Below are 23,127 nucleotides of genomic sequence, written 5' to 3' on the forward strand. Positions count from 1 at the left end.
GTACTCAAAATGCAAATATATTGTTAATGTTATTGATAGGCTGTATGTTGATTGTTTGGTATGTTACAAAAATACCCAATTAAAATAATTAACCTAAAAGCCTATAAACAAGCATTTTGATAATTTTTTTCAAAATGAGATATTTTATATCTTATTCTTAATTTAAGCTTAAATTTATATGCATAGCAGTAGTATAACTTTTTTATGAAAATATAAAATTTCTAGGAGGTATTTTAAATACCATGAAAAGATTATTTTTTAATTTAAACCTTAGGGGGGGGGGATATTGTTCAGTCATATTTTGAGAAAATATTGCATGATATTAAAATTTTTCTTACTCACTATATTTTCCTTAAACTCTTTAGAAGCTGCCACCCAGGCAAATTATGATAAAACTTCTAATGCTTATATTATTAAACAGCACAAATTTAATAATAATGATGTTTATGATTATAATCTTGACACATATAAACTCTTAAGTGGTAAAAACTTCTATGGTCAAATGGCTAGCAATAAAAACCTTTCAAATATTACTTTAATTTATGATAATCCTAAAGATAAGGCTCATTTGAATTTAAATAAATTAGCCTTTAGACAGCATATACTTACTCCAAGTATTAAAGAAGATATTTTTGTAGTTAATGGTTTTCATAGTTTTAGTTCGGTTAATACCGCTTTAAATCAATTAAGCTATATACCTTTTTTAGTTTCAGCCTATACCTTTAATGCAAAAGCAAATAATAATACCTTAGTATTAAAAGCAGGGGAATTATCTTCAGTATATTATTTAAAACCTACCGATAAAGAGGTAATTAATCCTAAAGCTAGTGGCTTAGATAATAAATATAATTTTTTAATCACTCCAGCCATAGCAAGAAAAGGTGAAGCAAGTAATAATACTTTAAATTTCTTAAAAGATGCCTATGTGGATATGGGTGTTGAAAACACCTATACCTTACCTTTAAATGGTGCTCCTTATATCTTAGGTGCTTTTGGGGTTGATGCTAATACTAATAACAATACTGTTATTTTAAATAGCGGCTCTAAGATAGACTTTCATACTACCCCTTATAAACAAAGCACTTTAGGGGATAATATTTTTGATGAGAGAATGACTCATGTAGTGGGAGCTTATACTTATAATGGCAATGCTAAAAATAATAAGGTTATTATAGATGGAGCTTCTTTATTAGTCCATGGTCCAAGTGGAGCTTATTCAACATCAGCTGCTACTCACTTAGGAGGAGCTTTTGTAGATGTAAATAACAATCAAAGCTATGAAGTAAGCAATAATAGTGTAATTATTAATGATTTAAAACTAGATTTAAGAGTGGATACTAAAAATACTCCATTAGCATACAATGCTATTTTAGTAGGAGCAGTTTATGGGGGTAGGATTATAGAAGGTAATGCATATAGAAATGTTATTATTATTAAGGATTTACAAACCTTATTAGCATTAAATACCAATATAGAAGTAAAAGCACTCTTAGACTTTTATGCAGGTATAACTAATAATGGTATGGCTAATGATAATGTTATTTATATGAATTTGAAAAAGCCATTTGAAATCAATTTTAATTTTACCGGTAAAGATGAAATCAATCTTTATGGCGGAGTAGCTACTAAAGGAGCTAGTAGAAATAGTATAAATATAGAAGGAAGTATTACTCAAGGAGTAACAGATAAAAAAAGATATGATAAGATTAATATTATTGCTGCACAAACTCTAAGTTCTAAAGCAAATAATAATAGTATTAATATCAGTAATTCTAATTCTGATATTCCTATGTTTTTATATGCAGTTATGTCTGAAGATGGTAAATATTATGCAAGTAGTGCTAATGCTAATAGTATAGTTTTAGATAATGTAAAATCAGGTAGAAACCTAACTGCTATTATAGAAGCTGATAATTTAGAAAAAAACACTATAAAATATAATATGGTGCAATCTTTATCCAATGCTTCTAATATAGATAAAGGTTCTAAAATCATTTTAAGAGCTAATGAAAATGCTAATGATAATACTTTAAATATTAAAGATTATTCAAGTGCAGCTAGTTCTAATGTATATATTATTAATGCAAAAAATGAAAGTGCTAATAATACTTTTATCTTTGATAATTTAGCCCTAGGTACAGCTTCTGATAAAAGAGAAGGGGAAATAATAATTAGTGCAGGTATAGCTAAGAATACTCATGATAATTATACTCATATAAATAATTTAAATATAGATGAGTATAAAAACAACAAAGCTATATTTATAAGCGCTTCTGGAGTATATAGTGAAAATGATAAAAGCTATAATAATACTTTATACTTAAGTGGTAATACTAATATTTTTAACAATACCAATATAGAAGTATTAGCAGGAAGCTTTTTACAAACTAAAAAAGATAATAACTTTGTATCAAAAGCTCTAATGCATAAAAGTGGTACTAATAATCATTTAATATTAAATACAAATATAAAAGCAAATACTATTAATAACTTTGATCATTATAGCTTTATCTTAAAAGATGATACTAAAGCTTATTTAAGTGCTAAAGAAGTGATTAATCTTTCTAAAGATAGTTCTATTAATGTATATACAAACAATAATGTAAAAAATAAAAGCTTTATTTTAATGCAAAGTGAAAAAGGCTTTGTAGATGCAAATAATAAACACTTAAATCAAAAAGACTTACAAAGCTTATTAGAAACTATTACTAAAAACAATCAAAGCTTACATAAAAATATTAAAGCAAAAGTTCAAAAAGCTAAATACACTCTAAGTGTAAGTAAAGATGCAAAAAGCATAGTAGTGAATTTAAATTAAAAAAATAATACACAAAAAGGAGCCAACATGAAAAAACTATCAAATCACATCATACTCTCAGGCATAACTGTATCAATGCTATTTTCTCCACTAATGGCTTTACCTAGTGGAGGTAAATTTACTCACGGGACTAGTGGAACTATAAACAAACCAAATGACAATACCTTAAATATTAATGGACATGGAACAAATTCAGTCATACAATGGGGTGGTGGTTTTAGTATAGGTAAAGGTGAAAGTGTAAATTTTGGAGGTAATAGTAAAAACTACCTAAACATTGCTCATGGGACAAGTAAATCTACCATAGAAGGTGTATTAAATGCAAAAGGTAATAATGTCTTTTTAATCAATCCTAATGGAGTAATCATTACTAAAACAGGAACTATCAATGCTAATCGCTTTGTGGCTTCGACTTCGTCTATGAGTGATGGGGATATACAAAAGTTTACAAAGATGCAAAAATTTGATGATGGATTAACTTTTTCACCAGTGTTTAAACCACAAAAAGCAGGCAATGTAGTTAATATGGGTAATATTAATGCTAATAATGTATTACTTATAGGGAATAAGGTTTTATTATATGGAACTTTTGATATTGAAAATAAAACTTTTAATCAAATTGCAGCTTTAGATAAAGATAAAAAAACAAATATATATTTAGTTGGGAATGAAACTCATGCTGATATTGCTACCTTAAATAATATAGATAAGTTGCATATAACTGCTAAAAATGAAGGTTCTTTATATTTAGGTGCTACGGGATATTATTACAATCCATCTTCGTTTAAGGATTTTAATTATGAACAACAAGATTATGATAATGTTTTAAATGAAACTGGAAACAAAATAGAAGTAAAGCATAATAATGAAAAATTTTTAAATAATAAATTTATAGGCATAAGTTCTGATGTGGATTGGTGGCATTTTGCTAAAGGATGGAATGAAAATAAAAGTGATTTTAGCAAAAATATCGAATATAGACTTACTAATAATATAAATTTTAAAGGCAATCAAGGCAAAGGCGAAGAAGGAAAAGATTGGCAAAACTATGCTAATTATTGTATAGATGGTCTTGGTTGTACTTCTATGATGATTGGTGATAATAAAAATCCTTTTACTAAAACATTTGATGGCCAAGGATTTACCTTAAAAAATATTAATATAGAGGCTAACAATAAAAATTATGTTGGTATTTTTGGAAATTTAAGTAATGGGGCTAATATAAAGAATTTCAATGTAGATTATATGAATGGTAATGTTAAAGCAAATACGACAAATTCTATTCTTTATACAGGTGGTGTTGTCGGACTTATAGAGCAAGATGCTAAAGTTGAAGACATTGTTTTAAAAAATATCAATGAAATTATAGGCAATGGTAAAGATTATGCTTATGTTGGAGGTTTTGTTGGGGATATTGTTGATGTAGCTAATATTGATTCTCTACCTATGATAAAAAAGGGCAAAAAATATGAATTACCATCAATACAAAGTAGTAAATTTAAAAATATTACAATTTTAAATATAAACGGTATTCAGGCAGAAGGAATACAAACTTCAAGAGTAGGCGGATTTAGTGGAGCTGTTTATTCCTCTCCATTGAGTCAAAATTCTAGATATGATTTTAATAATATTTTTTTAAATCATATTGGTTATATAGGTGCAGTAACGGATAAAGCAAGTGCTAAATCAGGAGGATTTGTCGGAGAGATTATAAATGTATATAAAGAAAATAACACTCCAACTTATAATAGCTTTACAGATATTTCTTTAAATGATATAGGATTGATTCAATCTTATAACAAAGGAACATATGATCATTATTTAAAAAGCTCTCATGATTTTGAGCAGGATGATTCTTTTGCTAGTGGATTTGCTGCAAGTGCTAGTGGAGGGAATTATTTTACTGGTATAACTTTAAATAATATAAAAACAATTCAAAGTATATCCAAAGACAAAGCTGAACTTAGCTATGCGTCAGGTTTTATATCGCATTCTGGTTCAAATTATTTCAACGACATAATTTTAAATGATATACAAAATATTATTTCTGAGGGAACGGGGCATAATAAAAATGGAGCAACAATAGCAACTGGTTTTGTGAGTTTTTACAATCCTAGTTATTTTTATGATATATATGCTTTTTTTAATTCAAAATCACAAATTCAATCAATTGCACCTAAAAATGAAGAAAAGACTATAGTTGGTTATTTTGATATCGGAGGAAAAGATAAAGATGATAAAAGCCATCATAATATCCATGTGTGGATGCCTAAAGATATTTTAAATGGAAAACACTCTCCTGATAAAAAATCTTCTATTGATATAAAAGAATACAGCGATCAAACGCAAGCTTATAAAGAATATAAACAAAAATTGTTAGAATACTCTAGTAAGCAATTTTTAAAAGACAATCATAATTATCTTACTTTTGCTTTAAATGAGAAAAAAGATGAACTTAAAGAAGCTTTAGAATTAGATTTAAATGCTATTTTAAACAAAGAAGCTATGCTTTTCAAAGATGATTCTTTTCAAAGTAGTATTGAAAATTATGCTATTAATGATATTGCAAGTCAATATTATAGATTTTATATTAGCTCGCTAGATGATATGCTTAAAGAAAAAGATTATAAACAGATGAGTGAAGATGAGAAAATTGATTTCGTGTCTAAGTATTTTTTAAAAGATAATGAAAACAATAAAGAAGAAGCTTTGAAGATAGTTCAGAGTTTGGAATTTATAGATGCTTATCAAGAAAATGGTTTAAAGGGTGCTAATAAAGAAAAAATTTATCAAAATGAAACTTTTGAAAAATTGTTAGATAATACTGCTAATGTGATTTCTAAAAAAGATTTTATATTCGCTTTATTAAAGAAAGATTTGAAAGATTTTCTTGATAAATCTATAATACTAACAAATCAACTACAAGAAATAAAAACAAAAATTCAAGAAAATGAAAGAGAATATAATGCTTTAGCTAGTAGTGAAAATATTGATTTCAAAAAAATCAATATTTTGGCAGAAAATATTAGCAAATTAAATCAGCAACAAAAAGATATTGTTTCTCAATTGGATATTAGCCCTATAAAAAATAAAATAGAATATACTATCTCAAAAGGAGGTTTTGAAATAATAGGAGATGTTAAGCAAGATATATATACGCCAAAATTAGCACAGCTTGCATTGCAACACGCGAAAAAAGAAATTCCGTGGACAGAACTTCAACCAAGCGCTCCAGTGAAAAAAGAAAAATCTAAAAAAGATTTACCTTTTATAGAAAATAATATTTATTTATCAACTAGCGATAATTTGAAATCAGATGGTGGACTTGTGATAAAAAAAATTAGAAAAGAAAAAGATGTAGATAAGGCTGTCACGAGAAAAAGAGCAGTAACTTGCATAGTTAATGATGGATTTAAAACTATGAATCCTTGTGTAGTAAGTGATATATAAAATATAAATACTAGGTTATCCTAGTATTTATAGTTGTAGATATTATTGAAATTTACTATTGATCAATTCTTAAATTACAATTAATCTAAATCAAGTGTTATTATAAATTAAGGTAAAATCATGAAAAAACTCTCTCTTTGTATTATAGCAATTAGCTCTTTAGTCTATGCTAATAATGGAAGTATTATCATAGCTAAAAATGATATAGAAAAGGTTATAGAATTATCCCCTGATAGAAACCTCCCTCAAAACAAAGCTATCAAAGAAAATCTAAAAACTAAAGATGATTATAAAAAAGCTCAAGAAGCCAAAAAAGACTTTGAAGAAAAAAAGAAAGCCTTAAAAGAAAAACTAAATCAAGAAGATAAAACTAATGAGGAAACTAACAATCAAACTAATAACAACACTACCAACCCAAATAACCAAACTAACACTAACACAAACAATGACAAAGCTAACACTAACTCTAGTATAAATAATCAAACAAACAATAATTCTAATAACAACTTTACTAACTCAAGTAATCAAACTAATACTACCACCACTAAACAAGTAATAACCAAATACAAATTTGTTATCACTAATGAAAACACTAGCTTTGAAAAGCTAGGTATTAAAGAAGAAGATTTACAAATACTCATTAGCGAGTTTAGCACTAGAAAATTTAGTTTGCAAGATTTACAAGATATATCTAATATCATTGCTTATTATTTCCAAGTTAATGGCTATCCTGCTGCAACAGCTTATGTACCCCAACAAGAATTTGAAGATAGTGTGCAAATAAACATAGCTTTGGGAACATTAGGTAAGTATATAATAAAGAATAAAACTACTATAAAAGATTATTTTATTGAAAGTAAGCTTAATGAAAGAATCAAAGGTAAAATCATCTCTACCAAATTAATAGAAGATAGTGTGTATAAAGTCAATGAAATGTATGGCATTCAAACCCTAGCAGGCTTACAAGCAGGAGAGAATGTAGGAGAAACTGATATAGTTATAGAAGTAGTTCCTGATACTAAGGCTAATGTATTATTATATGCTGATAATTATGGTATTAAAAGTGCAGGGGATATTAGAGCTGGTATTAGTATGGGATTTAATTCTATATTTAATATGGGAGATTATTATAATTTTTACTTACAATCAAGCAATGAAAAACAAATTAACTATGGAGCAAGTTATACTTTCTTTTTAGGAAATTTAAAAATTACTCCAAGTGTATCAAAAGGAAATTATTCTTTAGGCGGAGATTATCAAGAAGTTGGCTTTAGTGGAATTTCAAAAAGTATAGGTATAGACTTTTCTTATCCTGTATGGATTAATACTAATTCATCTTTATACTTTACTTCTAGTATTTATCATAAAACTTTAAATGATAAAGCTTTCGCTTATACACCATTTTCATATATAGCAAATAAAAATTCTAATGTAGGTAGTATAGGTTTAGAAGGTTTATTTAGAGGCTTTGAGAATAATACTTTAAGTTATAGTGTTAAGATAAGTATAGGTAAGGTTAATGATGATGGACTTTTTATAGAAGATAATTATTTTAAAAATGAAAGTAATGGCTTTGGTTGGTTTAGAAAACTCAATGCTAGTTTGAATAATTATTATAGTATTAATGAATACATTACGCATACTTTAAATATAAATTATCAAAAGGTATTAGGGAATTTTGAATTAGATTCTTCTGAAAGTTCATCTTTAGGTGGAGCTTATGGAGTAAGAGCTTATGATAATGGAGAGGGTGATGGAGATAATACCATAGTGGCTAACTTTGGTATAAGAATAAATATACCAAATACTAATTTTTATTTTACTCCCTTTTATGATGTAGGTTATGCTTGGTATGAAAAAGCTTCAGGGGATAGATTAGCAGATGAGCATTTTTTAGATGCAGTAGGCTTACAAATACTTTATAATAAAGCTAATGAGTATTATATAAAGCTTGATGCAGCAAGAGCAGTTCATCAGTATAAATATGATGATGAACATAGAATGAAATTGTATTTAAGTGGAGGGGTGTATTTTTAACTACACCGCTTTTATAATTAAACACCAAAGAAAATTTCAGGTTTTAATCTAAGCATTAAACAATATGCAGCCAAACTAGCTTGCTCTCTTGTATAGTTTCTATTGCCTTGTATATGAATGCATTCTTGTAAAAAGGTTCCATCTTTATACATAGTTCCTATGTAGATGGTACCTGCTTTGGTGTTTTTATCATTCTCTTCTCCAGCTACCCCACTAAGCGCTAAAGCAAAATCACAATTTGTGGTTTTAAAAACCCCTTTTAACATAAAATAAATACAACGATCAGAATATTCCCCAACACTTTCTAAAGTATCATTGCTCACCCCAAGCCAAGAATTTTTTAAACGATTAGAATAAGTGATCAAAGAACCCTCAAACACATTAGAAATTCCTGAATTTTCAGCAAATTTTGAAGCACAAAGTCCTGCAGTACAACTTTCTGCAAAGGAAATTTTTAAGTTTTTTTCTAAAAGTTTTTTGGCTATAAATTTAATAGGATCGTTTCCTAAAAATACTTTTCCTGCAAAAAGTTTGAAAACCCCTTTTAAAAAGCCTTCTAGTTTTCCATATTGACTAGCGCTTGCTCTAATGCAAATGAGATTATCTAATAATGCACTTGAGCAAGTTTGAATTTCAAAAGAAGTAGTAAGTGTGCTAAGTAAGATATTTGCACTCATTTCATCTATATCTAAAAGACAAAAATACGCATAGTCAAGTTCAGGATTTTGCAAAATCAAAGGCAATTTTTGCTCTATATTTATGTTTAATAAATTAATATGGCATTGCTCAAAAGAACTTAAAAAGGAATTTTTTTCACGCAAAGCTTTTGAAGGTACTAGGGTATCATTTTCTAAGATTAAAACATCATCATTTAAGGTTGCTATGATTTTAGCTATGGTTGCGTAGTATTCGCTAATGCTAAAAATGGTTATATAGCTATATTCTTTAGAAAGTTTTTCAAGTAAAAAAGGAAGTTCTTTATCAGGTTTGTTTATAAATTTTAACTCATGAAGTTCTAAAAACTGCTTTTTGTATTCTTCTTGTATATAACGCATATAATTTTCATTAATAATAATTTCATTGCCTATAATGATGATGAGATGTTTCATGATTTTCCTTTTTTTATTGCGATTATAACAAAAAAATAAGTGCAAATTAAAAGTATTTTAAGTAGAATTTACTATTTTTAAATTTTTCAAGGTGGATTATATGGATTATAAAGATACGCTATTGCTTCCAAATACGACTTTTGCAATGCGTGCAAATTTAGCAGAGCTTGAGCCTAAGCGTTTTAGCAAGTGGTTTGAAAACAACTATGCTTATGAAAAAATGAAACAAAAAAGACAAGGAATAAGCGAGAGTTTTACTTTACATGATGGCCCTCCTTATGCTAATGGACATTTGCATATTGGCCATGCTTTAAATAAAATTTTAAAAGATATCATCATTAAAATGCATTATTTTCAAGGTAAAAAAGTGCGTTTTACTCCTGGTTGGGATTGTCATGGTTTACCGATAGAACAGCAAGTTGAAGTTAAACTTAAAGATAAAAAGCAAAGTTTAAGCAAAAAAGAAATTCGTGAGTTTTGTAGAGAGCATGCGAGAGAATTTGTAAATATCCAAAGAGATGAATTTAAGTCTTTGGGTGTGATTGCTGATTGGGATGAGCCATACTTGACTATGAAAAATGCTTTTGAGGCAGATATTTACAAAGCTTTATGTAAAATCGCTAAAAAAGGACTTTTGCTAGAAAGAAGTAAGCCTGTTTTTTGGAGTTGGGCTGCTAAGAGTGCATTAGCAGAAGCTGAAGTAGAGTATGAAGACAAAGAAGATTATTCTATTTTTGTAGCTTTTGAGCTTGATAAAACTTCCCTTGAAAAGCTAGGTGTAAAAAAAGCTAAAGCAGTCATTTGGACTACCACGCCTTGGACTTTACCGGCAAATCAAGCTATATCTTTAAATCCAAATGAAAAATATGTTATCACTGAAGAAGGTTATATTTTTGCTAAAGCCTTGCTTGAAAATATGATTAATAAAAACTTCACTCAAGGAAAAATTCAAAAAGAACTTTTAGGTGTTGAATTTGAAAATTTAAGTGCTATTAATCCACTCAATCAAAGAAAATCCACTCTTATTTTAGGCGATCATGTTTTAATGGAAGGTGGAACAGGGCTTGTACATACTGCACCAGGTCATGGTGAGGATGATTATTATGCGTGCTTAAAATATGGCATTGAAGTGATTATGCCAGTAGATGATGGTGGGTGTTATGATGAAACACTAAGAGCTAAAGGGCTTTTGCCAGAGCATTTATTAAATGAGTTTATAGGACTTCATATTTTTAAAGCAAATGAGCGTATTTTAGAATTGCTTGGCGAAGCTTTACTTGAGAGTTCTAAATTTATACATTCTTATCCATTTTGTTGGAGAACACATAAACCGGTTATTTATAGAGCCACAAAACAATGGTTTATCTTAATGGATGAGAAAAAATTAGATGGAAAATCTTTAAGAGAACTAGCACTAGAGCAATTAAATAATGTGAAATTTTACCCAGAAAGTGGGATAAAAAGACTTAGTTCTATGATAGAAAATCGCCCTGATTGGTGTATATCAAGACAAAGAGATTGGGGTGTGCCTATCGCATTTTTTAGAGATAAAAACACCAAAGAAGTGATTTTTGATGATGATGTTTTAGATCATTTGGTGGGAATTTTTGAAGCAAATGGAGCTGATGCGTGGTGGGATTTAGAAATAAAAGATTTATTACCGCCAAATAGCAAATATGATCCAAATAATTTAGAAAAAGTTTATGATATTTTAGATGTTTGGTTTGATAGTGGTAGCACTTGGGAAGCAGTATTAAACTCAGCAAGATATGATGCAGGAGAATATCAAGCTTCAATGTATCTTGAAGGAAGTGACCAGCACCGTGGATGGTTTCAAAGCTCACTTTTAATTTCTACCGCGATCAATCACAAAACCCCATATAAAAACATACTTACTCATGGCTTTACCGTAGATGAAAAGGGTCAAAAAATGAGTAAATCTAAGGGTAATGTGATTTTACCTCAAAATGTAGCTAAAAATTATGGGGTAGAAATTTTAAGACTTTGGATAATGCTTAGTGATTATTCAACGGACTTAAAAATTTCAGACAATATCTTAAAACAAGTAAGCGAGCAGTATAGAAAGATAAGAAATACTATAAGATTTTTACTTGCAAATACTAATGATATGGAATTTTTAGAAACAAAAAATTTCACACTTTTAGATAAGTGGATTTTAATGCGTGCAAAAGTTGCTTTTGAAGCATGTGAAGCTGCTTTTGAAAAATATGAGTTTGCAAAAGGCTTTAGTGTGCTTTTAAATTTCTTAAGTGCGGATTTAAGTGGAATTTACTTAGATGTGTGCAAAGATAGATTGTATTGTAATGCAAAAGATGATACAAAGAGAGTAAGCGCGCAAAGTGCTATGGTGCTAATAGCTAGAAAGCTTTTTGCGCTTTTAGCTCCAAGTTTAACTTACACTATAGATGAAGCTTTAGAACATGCAAATGTGGCTATTAAAGAAAATGCTAAAGATGTGTTTGATTTGGTATTAAAAAATGGCTTTGATTATGAGTATAAAATCGAAGATGATTTATTTATAAAATCAAGAGAAAAATTCTTTGAGCTTGTAGATGTATTAAAAAAAGACAAAATCATCAAATCAACCTTAGAGTTAAGCTTGCAAACAAGTGCAAATGAGCTTTTGAGTGAAGATATTGAAGAAGTAGCTGATTGGTTTATGGTAAGCTCTATAGAAAGCTTAGATGATAAAGAAGCTTTGAGTGAGTTTAAAATAGATGATCATAGTTTTAAAATCGTGCGTTCTTTATTGCACAAGTGTCCAAGATGTTGGAAATTTTTAGCAAAAGAAGAAGAATGTTTATGTCCAAGATGTAATAGTGTGGAAAAAGCAAAAAATGTTTGAGCAAGCTTTACCTTTTAGCGTGGTAGTGATTACTTTATTGAGCTTTTTATTTATCACGCTTTTTTTGTTTTATTTGGTTAAAAAATTTAAGGATAAATAATGGTAACTTTAAAAGAAGCTTTGAAATTTTCAAATGAAGAATTAGAAAATCTAAAAAAAGAATTAAATGAAAAAGCACATCAGCAAAAGCATTTAGGTGCTTATGTAGAGCAGTTTTTAAATAAAGACTTAAGCACTTCAGGTACTGGCGTACCAGTAGCTATAAAAGATAATATTAGTGTAAAAGATTGGGAATTAACTTGTGGCTCTAAAATTTTACAAGGCTATGTGGCTCCTTATGATGCAAGCGCTATTGTAAATTTACGCAAAAATAATTTTACTCCATTTGGAAGATGTAATATGGATGAGTTTGCTATGGGAAGTACAAGTGCAACTTCTTTTTATGGTAAGACTTTAAATCCGCTTGATAATACTAAAGTTCCAGGTGGAAGTAGTGGGGGGAGTGCTGCTGCGGTTGCTGCAGGGATAGCTTTAGCAAGTTTGGGTTCAGATACAGGTGGTTCAGTAAGGCAACCTGCTGCTTTTTGTGGTTGTGTTGGGTTTAAGCCAAGTTATGGAAGAGTTAGCAGGTATGGTTTAGCAGCGTATTCTTCAAGCCTTGATCAAATAGGAGTTTTAACGCAAAATGTTGAAGATGCTGCAATTTTATATGATGCTATTGCAGGCTATGATGAAAAAGATAGCACAAGTGTAAACATAGCTTTTGAACCAACTACGCCAAAGCTAAATGCAAATAAAAAGCTAAAAATAGCTGTGATTAAAAACTATATAGAACAAACTAATGATGATGTAAAACAAGCCTTATTAAAAACTATAGATATGTTAAAAGCAAATGGCCATGAGATTGTTTATAAAGACTTAATGGATTCTACATTTGATGTTGCGGCTTATTATATCATAGCAGCAGCTGAAGCAAGTGCAAATTTAAGCCGTTATGATGGTGTAAGATATGGTAGAAGAAGTGAAAAATGTGACAATCTTAGTCAAATGTATGTAAATAGCAGAAGTGAAGGTTTTGGTGAGGAAGTAAAAAGAAGAATTTTACTAGGAACCTTTGTTTTAAGTAGTGGCTATTATGATGCATACTACATCAAAGCACAAAAGGCTAGAAGATTTATCAAGCAAAAATATGAAGAAATTTTAAACGATTGTGATTTGATTTTTATGCCAGTTGCTCCAAGCGTTGCTTTTGGTTTTAACGATATAAAAACTCCAGTGCAAATGTATTTAGAAGATGTATTTACTATTTCAGTGAATTTAGCAGGACTTGGTGGCATTAGTGTGCCAGTAGGAAAAAATGAAAATGGACTTAGTATTTCTGCTCAACTTATATGTAAAGCTTATGATGAGCAAACTTTATTAGATGGTGCTTTGAGCTTGGAAGAAATTATCAAAAACAAATAAAGGAAAAATTATGAAAATCATAAAACGCGCTTTGACTTTTGAAGATGTTTTACTAGTCCCTCAATATTCTGAGGTTTTACCTAAAGAAGTAGATATTAAAACAAGACTTACAAAAAATATCACCTTAAATATGCCTTTGATTTCAGCTGCTATGGATACAGTTACTGAACATAGAGCAGCTATTATAATGGCAAGGCTTGGTGGCATAGGGGTAATCCATAAAAATATGGACATAGCTTCACAAGTTAGAGAGATAAAAAGAGTTAAAAAAAGTGAAAGTGGCGTGATTATGGATCCTATTTATATAGGGCCTAAAGCAAGTGTTAAAGAAGCGCTAGAACTCATGGCTGAATATAGAATTTCAGGCGTTCCTGTGGTAGATGAGAATAAAATTTTAATAGGAATTTTAACTAATCGCGATTTAAGATTTGAAACTAACTTTGATAATTTAGTAGAAAATGTAATGACAAAAATGCCTTTAATCACTGCTAAAAAAGGCTCTACTTTAGATGATGCAGAAAGGATTTTCTCTACTAATAAAGTAGAAAAACTTCCAATCGTAGATGAAAATAATCGCTTAGAAGGTTTAATCACTATAAAAGATTTGAAAAAACGCAAAGAATATCCAAATTCAAATAAAGACGCCTATGGAAGATTAAGAGTGGCTGCAGCCGTGGGTGTGGGTCAGCTTGATCGCGTAAAGGCTTTAGTAGAAGCTGAAGTTGATGTTATAGTAATGGATAGTGCGCATGGACATTCTAAAGGGATTATTGATACATTAAAAGCAATTAAGGCTGAATTTAATGTAGATGTGATAGTAGGAAATGTTGCAAGTGCTAAAGCGGTTAAAGATCTATGTGAAGCAGGTGCAGACGCTGTTAAGATAGGTATAGGACCTGGTAGTATTTGCACCACACGCATTGTTTCAGGTGTGGGTGTACCTCAAATTTCAGCTATAGATGAATGTGCAATAGAAGCGAGTAAATACAGCGTGCCAGTAATCGCTGATGGGGGTATAAAATACTCAGGCGATATTGCAAAAGCTATCGCAGCAGGAGCAAGTAGTGTGATGATAGGTTCACTTTTGGCAGGAACTGATGAGAGTCCAGGTGAGTTATTTACTTATCAAGGAAGACAATATAAGAGTTATCGTGGCATGGGAAGCTTAGGTGCTATGCAAAAAGGTAGTTCAGATAGATATTTCCAAGAAGGTACAGCTCAAGATAAACTTGTACCTGAAGGTATTGAAGGTAGGGTGCCTTATGTAGGAAGTATAAAAAGTGTAGTACATCAACTTTTAGGTGGGCTTAGATCTTCTATGGGTTATGTAGGTGCAGTAGATATCAAAGCTTTCCAAGAAAGAGCTGAATTTGTAGAAATCACAGCAGCAGGATTAAAAGAAAGCCATGTGCATGATGTAACTATCACTGCTGAAGCACCAAATTATAAGGTGAGTAATTAATGGAATTTGAAGATCATATCAAACAAGCCGAGCTTTCTTTGGAAAAACTTAATGATAAAGATTTGGACCTTAAAACTTGCGTAGAAATTTATAAAGAAGGTTTAAAAAGTATCAAGCAAGCAAGAACTATGCTTGAAAATGCTAAATTGGAAATCGAGCAAGTAGATGAGTAGTGTTGTAGCTTTACAATTTCCCACTTTGGCTTTGAGTGAATCAAGGCTTGATTATTATCTAAAAGCTGCTAAGGAAAGTGGTGCGAATTTGGTGGTTTTGGGCGAGTATGTTTTAAATAGCTTTTTTAGTGAGCTAAAAACTATGCCAAAAAGCATGATCAAAGAACAAAGTCAAAGCAAAAAAGCAAGCTTGATAAAACTTGCTAAAAAATATGATTTAAATATTATTGCACCTTTCATAAGTGTTGAAAATGATGGTTTAAAAAAACTATGCTTAAAAGTAGGTCCACAAAATGTAAAAGTGTATGAGCAACAAATTTTAATGCCTTATGCACACTGGAATGAAGAAAAATTTTTTAACAATAAAAAAGCTGATAAGCTTAAACTTTTTACTTTCACACATGAGGGCTTAAAATGTGCTTTGCTTTTTGGCTTTGAGGCACATTTTGATATCTTTTGGCAAATGATCATGAAAAAAAAGATAGACTTAGTCATCATTCCCACAGCTAGCACCTTTGAAAGTAATCAAAGATGGCTAGAACTTTTAAAAACAAGAGCCTTTTTAAACTCAACAAGCATTTTAAGGGTTAATCGTATAGGTAATTTAAAGCAAGAAAATGAGTGGAAATTTTATGGAGATAGCTTTTTTATTAATGCTTTTGGCGAAGTGCAAGAGCAACTTGGCGATCAAGAAGAAATGCTTGTAGTGGAAGTTAGTAAGGCAAATGAAGCTAGAAATTTATGGGGCTTTGATAAGCTTTTGAAAAATTATGAAGAATAGTTTATATTTTAAAACACAAATTATACTTTTAATATAAAGTATAATTTGTTAGAATTAACAATTTAATATAGTAAATTTGGATTTAACTATTTTGTTTATTAACTATAAACCAAAGAATTGAAAATCCTATTATTCCAATTGGCAAGACAAGCATAAATAATAAAAATTTTATAACTATTTTTGCAATGATTAAAAAAAGAGTATTGATAAAAAATACATTATCTCCAAGCAGTATATTTTTTAGTTCTTTCCATACAAAACATGCAAAAGGAAATAATAAAAATTAATTCCTAACATAATAAAAAATGAAATGCTGCTAGATAGTGGAGTGGTAAAATAAAAAAATACATGCTGCAAACACATAATGTCTTATAAGCCACACTAGATTTATAGTGCTAAAAACTTTTAGTGGATTGATCAAATTTTACTCCTTATTTATTTATAAAATATTTTGCAATTTTATTTTTTTAAATTAATTTAAACTTAATATTTTTATTTTAATATTGTTATATTAATACTAAATTAAATATAAAGTAGTTTTAGTATTAGTAATTTATATAAGATTGTGTAAATATTTTGATGTGGCTATGTGATTTATATCAGGATAAAATAAATACTCATTAAAAAGTTTATATTTTATTTTTAGTAAACAAATGATAGAATTTTGCCTTAAATTTTCAAAAAATTTGAGGCAAGAATGCAAAAAATTCATTTTATAGGTATAGGTGGTATTGGAATTTCAGCTTTGGCGAGATTTTTAAAAGAACAAGACTTTAAGATTAGTGGTTCTGATATCAAAGAAAGTAAAATCACAAAAGAATTAGAAAAAGAAGGTATAAATATAAAAATTCCTCATCATAAAGACAATGTCAAAGATGTGGATTTAGTGGTGTATTCAGCTGCTATCAAAGAAGATAATGAGGAATTAATCAGTGCAAAAAAACAAAACATCACAACGCTTTCAAGAAAAGAAGCCCTGCCTATGATTTTAAAAGACAAAAGAGTTTTTGCGGTTGCGGGAGCCCATGGTAAAAGCACAACTTCAAGCATTTTAGCAAGCTTGATAGAAGCTTCTGTTATTATTGGTGCAGTGTTGAAAGAAAGTGGCACCAATATGCTTTATAAAGAAAGCGAAAATCTTATTTTTGAAGCTGATGAGAGTGACAGTTCTTTTTTGAACTCAAATCCTTATTTAGCTATAGTGACTAATGTTGAAGCAGAACATTTAGATCATTATGGAAATGATCTTTCAAAATTATACAAAGCTTATGAAGACTTTTTGCGTTTGTCTAAAATTCAAGTGATTAATGCTGAAGATGAGTTTTTGTCAAGTTTAAATTTAAATAATGCAAAAAAGCTTTACCCAAGCAAAGATATCACAAATATTTATATGAAAGTGGAAAATTTTAAGCCAAAAACCTATTTTACGCTTAAAGATTTAGGCGAATTTAGCGTTTTTGGTATGGGTGAGCATGTGGCGATGGACGCTGCTTTGGCTATTTTGGCTGCGAGTGAATTTATAAGCACAGAAGAGCTAAAAACTAAGCTTTTAAAATATCAAGGGATTAAAAAAAGATTTGATATTTTATTTGCAAATGAAAATATGGCTTTGATTGATGATTATGGGCACCATCCAACAGAAATCAAAACAACACTTAAAGCAGCAAATGAGTATGCAAGGCTAGCTGGATATGAAAAAATCATAGCTATTTTTGAGCCTCACCGCTACACGCGTTTAAGTGCAAATATAGAGTATTTTAGCGAGGTTTTAGCAAATGTTGATGAGCTTTATATTTTACCTGTGTATGCAGCAGGAGAAGCTAAAATAGAGATTAATATGCAAAAATACTTTCCAAAAGCTAAATTTATAAAAGAAATCAAGAGAGAAGAAAGTGCTATTTATCTTGATGATGAGTTGATTGAAAATGGCTTGGTAGTTGGTTTTGGTGCAGGAGATATAAGCACAAAGCTTAGGGGCAAGTATGTTTAAGATTTTTTTATATGTCTTAGCTTTTTTTGCGATTTTACTTTTTTTCATTTTTTTGCGTAAAAAAATAGGTAAGATTAGTAATTATCTTTTGATTTTAGTGTTGATTTTGATGATTGCCTTTGCGATTAAATTTGAGTTAAGTGCCACAAGAAGTGGTATTTTAAAAAAAGAAACACTCAATGCATTCTTACAAGGACAAAGTCTAATTTGCAAAGATGTTAATATCACTAAAGAGTATTTTAACTTTGAACATGGAACGCAAAGTTTTATTTCAAATGGTAAAAATAAACAATTTAAAGCCTATGTTTTTGATATAAAAGATTGCAAGGTAGATAAATAATGCAAGAGCAATTTTTTAAAAAGTTAGATTTAGATGGCTATATAGAAGATTTTAGGGGGCTTTTTGCAAGAGATAAAGAAATTTTTTTACAAGGTGATAGCAAGCTTCATTATAAAAGAATCAATGAGCTTTCACTGATTGATTTTAATCCTCCACCTATGATAGAAGAGCTAAATGGTGCTTTAACTCATCTTAGCAAGCAAGGAATTTTACATTTAAGCCAAAGCTTTGAATTTATTAAAATCTGTATGTATTTTAGATACTTAAAGGGCTTAAAATTTGAAGAAAGTTTAAAAGAATGGCTTTTAAAAATAGAAATTCCACAGGCTATTTTAGAGCTTTTTGAGTATTTTGATGAAAAGGGTGAGATTAAAGAAAGTGTTGATGAAAGACTTGTTAATCTAAATTTAGCTCTAAAGATAAAAAAAGAAAGTTTGGTAGCTGAGTTTAAAAAACTCACCTATACTAAAAATCTTAGTGCATATTTGATCGATACGCAAATCCATCTTATCAATGGTATGGAGGCCTTGCTTTTACGCGGTGGGTTTAATCATGTCTTAAAAGCAAAAATCATAGGTAGAAGTAGTGGCGGTGGATTTTATGTGGTGCCTTTAAGCGTAGAAAAAATCCAAAGTCAAATAGATGAAATCAAAGATGCTAAAGAAGAAATTTTTTATGAGTATGCTAAAAAAATCAGCTTGATTTTTTATAAAAATTTGATGTTTTTGAAATTTATCAATAATGCTTTTGATTTATTTGATCATTATAGCGCTAGAGTTTTGATGGCTAAAAAACATGATTATGAGTTTGTTTTAGCTGATAGTTCTAATAATTTAAGCTTATATAACTTCGCACATCCGGCTTTAAAAAATGCAAAAAGTGTTAATATAGAGTTTAACAAAAAAGTTTTAATCATCACGGGTGTAAATGCAGGTGGTAAGTCTATGCTTTTAAAAGGAATTTTAAGTGCAGCTTTACTCGCAAAGCATTTGCTTCCTATGAAAATTAACGCACAAAAAAGCCAAATAGGGAATTTCAAAGAATTTGATGCGATTTTAGAAGATCCACAAAATGTAAAAAATGATATTTCTACTTTTGCAGGAAGGATGTTGCATTTTTCTAAGCTTTTAGGTAAGAAAAATGTTTTATTAGGGGTTGATGAGATAGAGCTTGGAACAGATTTTGAAGAAGCTGCGTGTTTATATACTGAGCTTATTTCTAAGCTTTTAGAACAAGATAATAAAATCATCATCACAACCCACCACAAACGCCTTGCTATGCTTTTGGCTAAAAATTCACAAGTAGAACTTATCGCTGCTTTGTATGATGAGGAATTATCACGCCCAAAATATGAGTTTTTAAAAGGCACTATAGGCAAATCTTATGCATTTGAAACGGCTTTAAGATATGGCATAAGTGCAAATTTAGTGCAAAATGCTAAAAAGCTTTATGGAGAAGATAAAGAAAATTTAGAAGAAATGGTAAGTAAAAATATCAATCTTGAACTTTCTTTACGTAAGAAAAATGAAGAACTTGAGAAAAAAGAAGCCAAAGTAGATGAAATTTTACTTTCACTCAAAGATCAAAAAGAAAAAAACGATCAAGAATTTAAAAAGCTTATTTCTAATTTAGAATTTAAATATCACAAAGCCATAGAAGAAGCTAAAAAAACGATAAATCTAAAAGATATTAAAGAAAAACAAAGAAATTTAAACAAAGCCAATGAACTTAAAAAAAGTATTGTTTTACCAAGTATGGAGCAAAATGAAGAGCTTAGAGTAGGGGATTTTGTTAAATATGAAAAAATCAAAGGTAAAATCACTGCAATTTCAAAAAACGATGCGATGATTCAAAGCGATGGTTTGAGTTTGCGTGTGCCATTAAAGCTTCTTAAAAAAAGCAATCAAAACCCTACACAAAAGGTAAAATCAAGTGTCAATATAACCCGTCCAAGTGCTTTGAATATGACTTTAGATTTACACGGCTTAAGAAGTGATGAGGCGCTTGAAAGATTAGATAAATTTATCTCTGATGCTTTGATAGTGGGTTTTGATGAGGTGATAGTTTATCATGGTATAGGCACAGGAAAACTAGCTTTTGCGGTAAAAGAGTTTTTAAAAGCTCACAAAAGTGTAAAAAGCTTTAATGATGCTCCGATTAATCAAGGTGGTTTTGGTGCTAAGGTGGTTAAGCTTTAAGTAAAATTATAGTAAAACCTTTAAACAATAATGAGGTTTATTAAATGAAACAAGTGATGATTTTAAGTGGAGCAGGTTTGTCTGCTCCAAGTGGTATAAAAACTTTTAGAGCTAGTGGTGGGCTTTGGGAAGAGCATGATGTGATGGAAGTTTGCTCTGCAACTGGCTTTAGAAAAAATCCTAAAAAAGTTTTAGAATTTTATAATAAAAGAAGAAAAGAGCTAGCTGGTGTTAAGCCAAATTATGCGCATAAAATCATCGCTTTATTAAAACAAAAATTTCCAAAACAAATTAGCGTTTTAACGCAAAATGTAGATGATTTATTAGAGCGAGTAGGCTGTGAAGAAGTGGTGCATTTGCATGGTTTTTTACCTGAACTTAGGTGTTTAGAGTGTGAAAATATTTTTAACATAGGCTATGAAAGTAGTGATGATAAAATTTGTCCTAAATGCCAAAGTAAAAGTGTAAGGCACAATATCGTGATGTTTGAAGAAATGGCACTAAATTATAAGATTTTATATGAAAAATTACAAAATTGCGATTTATTTGTATGTATAGGCACAAGCGGGCAGGTTTTACCCGTGGGAGAGTATGCAAGAGTATGTAAACAAAGTATATTAAACAATCTTGATGAGGATAAATATTTAGAAAGTAATTTCACAAAAGTTTATATAGAAGATGTTTGCACAGCCATTGATAAAATCAAAACCGATATAGAAAATTTCTTGGAAGAAAAATGTTAGAGGTAATCTTACAAGGCATAGTTTTAGGTATGGGTGTGTCTGTGCCTTTTGGACCTGTAAATATTTTGATCTTAAATACTGCTTTGTCTTCTTTTAAAAATGCTTTTTGCGTTGGACTTGGTGCTTTAAGTGCTGATATACTTTTTTTGATTTTGATTAATCTTGGGCTTTTAAGCTTTGCAAATAATGAATTTTTTTATAAAATACTAGCAGTTTTTGGCTTTTTCTTTTTGAGTTTTATGGTGTTTTTAATGCTAAGAAAAACAAGAAAAGTCGATCTTAACAAGGTAAATAAAACTCATCCTTTAAAAGGTTTTAGCAAAGGATTTTTTTTTAATGTTACAAATCCTTATGTTATAGGTTTTTGGGTGAGTGTAGCAGGACTTAGCATGCAGAGTAAAAACTCTTTTGCCTTGCTTTTTGGTTTGGTGAGTTTTATTGTGTTTTGGATTTTTACTCTATCGTTTTTTGTGTCTAAATTCAAAGCCTTTGTGAAAAACAAACATATATTTTACATTAATCTTTTTTCAGCGTTTATTTTAGAGTATTTTGCTCTTTCTATGCTGTATAAAGCTTTTATAGGATAGAACATGCAAGTAGTTGAAATTTTTAAAGAATTGAGCAAATTTAAATCCATTACCCCAGATGATGATGGAGCATTAAATTATATCGCAGTGGAGTTAAGTGATTTTGAAGCTTTTTTTATAGAAAAAGAAGGTGTGAAAAATCTTTTGCTGACTAAAAAATTTAGTGATGATGGTGAGCATTTGGCTTTTGGTGGGCATGTAGATGTAGTGCCTGCGGGAGAGGGTTGGAGCAGTGATCCTTTTGAGCCTTTAGAAAAAGATGGGTTTATTTATGCAAGAGGTGCGCAAGATATGAAAAGTGGCGTGGCTGCTTTTATGTGTGCAGTTAAGGAAGTAGAAAATTTTAAAGGAAGAATTTCATTAATTTTAACAAGTGATGAAGAAGGCGAGGCTAAATTTGGTACGCTTGAAGTGCTTAAATTTATGCAAGAAAAAGATATGCTACCTGATTTTGCTGTGGTTGCTGAGCCAACTTGTGATAAAAAATTTGGAGATAGTATTAAAATAGGGCGTCGTGGTTCTATCAATGCAAAATTACTCATCAAAGGTAAGCAAGGCCATGTAGCATACCCGCAAAAATGCATTAATCCTGTGCATAATTTTGCTTTTGCTTTGAAATTTTTAGCAGGTTTTGATCTTGATCCAGGCGATGAGGTATTTGCACCATCTAAAATCGTTATTACTGATATACGTGGTGGTATGGAAGTGTGCAATGTAACCCCAAATGATTTAAAATTGATGTTTAATGTGAGAAATTCTCCACAAACTAGCTTAGAAGATGTAAAAGCTTATGTAGAAAAGACTTGCGAAGGGCTTGATTATGAGTTGAGCATAAATCAAAGTTCAAATCCTTTTTTAACACAAAGTGATTCTAAAATCGTACAAAAACTAAATGAGAGTGTGCAAAAAATCACTCAAGTAGTGCCAGAACTTAACACCAAAGGTGGTACAAGTGATGCGAGATATTTTGCTGAGTTTGGTGTGAAGGTGGTAGAATTTGGCGTGTGCAATGATAGAATTCATGCAATTGATGAAAGAGTGAGTATAGAAGAGCTTGAAAAATTGTATTTAGTTTTTAAAGATTTATTGGAGAATTTTAACTAATTTTT

At 29.9% G+C, this 23,127-nt stretch carries 15 protein-coding genes; 14 read left to right on the plus strand and 1 reads right to left on the minus strand.

What is annotated here, in order from left to right; all coding sequences use genetic code 11:
- The first annotated feature begins 316 nt into the window (after positions 1 to 316).
- The 3 genes from L8X50_RS01760 to L8X50_RS01770 all read left to right on the plus strand — a co-directional run bounded on the left by L8X50_RS01760 (position 317) and on the right by L8X50_RS01770 (position 8,305).
- Positions 317 to 2,818, plus strand: a complete 2,502-nt coding sequence (locus tag L8X50_RS01760; RefSeq protein ID WP_263659661.1) for a hypothetical protein — start codon at positions 317 to 319, stop codon at positions 2,816 to 2,818.
- Between the two features lie 27 nt (positions 2,819 to 2,845).
- Complete coding sequence (locus tag L8X50_RS01765) at positions 2,846 to 6,268, plus strand: filamentous hemagglutinin N-terminal domain-containing protein (RefSeq protein ID WP_263660236.1); 3,423 nt, start codon at positions 2,846 to 2,848, stop codon at positions 6,266 to 6,268.
- A gap of 120 nt (positions 6,269 to 6,388) precedes the next feature.
- A complete protein-coding gene (locus tag L8X50_RS01770; RefSeq protein WP_263660237.1) occupies positions 6,389 to 8,305 on the plus strand; it encodes a ShlB/FhaC/HecB family hemolysin secretion/activation protein in 1,917 nt (638 codons plus the stop codon).
- 17 nt (positions 8,306 to 8,322) lie between these two features.
- Here L8X50_RS01770 and L8X50_RS01775 read toward each other — a convergent pair whose 3' ends face one another.
- Entirely contained in the window at positions 8,323 to 9,414 is a 1,092-nt protein-coding gene (locus tag L8X50_RS01775) for a CinA family protein (RefSeq protein WP_263659658.1), read from the minus strand.
- A 100-nt stretch (positions 9,415 to 9,514) separates the two neighbouring features.
- Between L8X50_RS01775 and ileS the strand changes: the two genes are divergently transcribed.
- The 11 genes from ileS (at position 9,515) to dapE (ending at position 23,122) form a co-directional block, all read left to right on the plus strand.
- Positions 9,515 to 12,280, plus strand: a complete 2,766-nt coding sequence (gene ileS, locus L8X50_RS01780) for an isoleucine--tRNA ligase (protein WP_263659657.1) — start codon at positions 9,515 to 9,517, stop codon at positions 12,278 to 12,280.
- 99 nt (positions 12,281 to 12,379) lie between these two features.
- Positions 12,380 to 13,744: an Asp-tRNA(Asn)/Glu-tRNA(Gln) amidotransferase subunit GatA gene (gatA, locus tag L8X50_RS01785; protein WP_263659656.1), complete on the plus strand. Its 1,365-nt coding sequence runs from the start codon at positions 12,380 to 12,382 to the stop codon at positions 13,742 to 13,744.
- Positions 13,745 to 13,754: 10 nt separating this feature from the next.
- Positions 13,755 to 15,206: an IMP dehydrogenase gene (gene guaB / locus L8X50_RS01790; RefSeq protein WP_263659655.1), complete on the plus strand. Its 1,452-nt coding sequence runs from the start codon at positions 13,755 to 13,757 to the stop codon at positions 15,204 to 15,206.
- Positions 15,206 to 15,379: an exodeoxyribonuclease VII small subunit gene (gene xseB, locus L8X50_RS01795; RefSeq protein WP_039628709.1), complete on the plus strand. Its 174-nt coding sequence runs from the start codon at positions 15,206 to 15,208 to the stop codon at positions 15,377 to 15,379. Before guaB ends, xseB begins: the two co-directional genes overlap by 1 nt.
- Complete coding sequence (locus L8X50_RS01800) at positions 15,372 to 16,160, plus strand: carbon-nitrogen hydrolase family protein (protein WP_263660238.1); 789 nt, start codon at positions 15,372 to 15,374, stop codon at positions 16,158 to 16,160. The genes xseB and L8X50_RS01800 overlap by 8 nt, the downstream gene beginning before the upstream one ends.
- Positions 16,161 to 16,857: 697 nt before the next feature.
- A complete protein-coding gene (murC, locus tag L8X50_RS01805; RefSeq protein ID WP_263660239.1) occupies positions 16,858 to 18,150 on the plus strand; it encodes a UDP-N-acetylmuramate--L-alanine ligase in 1,293 nt (430 codons plus the stop codon).
- Positions 18,143 to 18,490: a hypothetical protein gene (locus L8X50_RS01810; RefSeq protein WP_263660240.1), complete on the plus strand. Its 348-nt coding sequence runs from the start codon at positions 18,143 to 18,145 to the stop codon at positions 18,488 to 18,490. The genes murC and L8X50_RS01810 overlap by 8 nt, the downstream gene beginning before the upstream one ends.
- Positions 18,490 to 20,688 (plus strand): endonuclease MutS2, encoded by a 2,199-nt coding sequence (locus tag L8X50_RS01815; RefSeq protein WP_263660241.1) that lies wholly within the window; start codon positions 18,490 to 18,492, stop codon positions 20,686 to 20,688. Before L8X50_RS01810 ends, L8X50_RS01815 begins: the two co-directional genes overlap by 1 nt.
- A 44-nt stretch (positions 20,689 to 20,732) precedes the next feature.
- Positions 20,733 to 21,431 carry an SIR2 family NAD-dependent protein deacylase gene (locus tag L8X50_RS01820; RefSeq protein WP_263660242.1) on the plus strand — a complete coding sequence of 233 codons (699 nt, stop codon included), beginning with the start codon at positions 20,733 to 20,735 and terminating at the stop codon, positions 21,429 to 21,431.
- Positions 21,425 to 22,018, plus strand: coding sequence for a LysE family translocator (locus tag L8X50_RS01825; protein WP_263660243.1), 594 nt, complete (start codon positions 21,425 to 21,427; stop codon positions 22,016 to 22,018). The genes L8X50_RS01820 and L8X50_RS01825 overlap by 7 nt, the downstream gene beginning before the upstream one ends.
- 3 nt (positions 22,019 to 22,021) lie before the next feature.
- Entirely contained in the window at positions 22,022 to 23,122 is a 1,101-nt protein-coding gene (gene dapE / locus L8X50_RS01830; protein WP_263660244.1) for a succinyl-diaminopimelate desuccinylase, read from the plus strand.
- Positions 23,123 to 23,127: the final 5 nt, after the last annotated feature.

Origin of the sequence: Campylobacter sp. CNRCH_2013_0898h (genome assembly GCF_025772965.1) — a bacterium.
Taxonomy (GTDB): domain Bacteria; phylum Campylobacterota; class Campylobacteria; order Campylobacterales; family Campylobacteraceae; genus Campylobacter_D; species Campylobacter_D lari_D.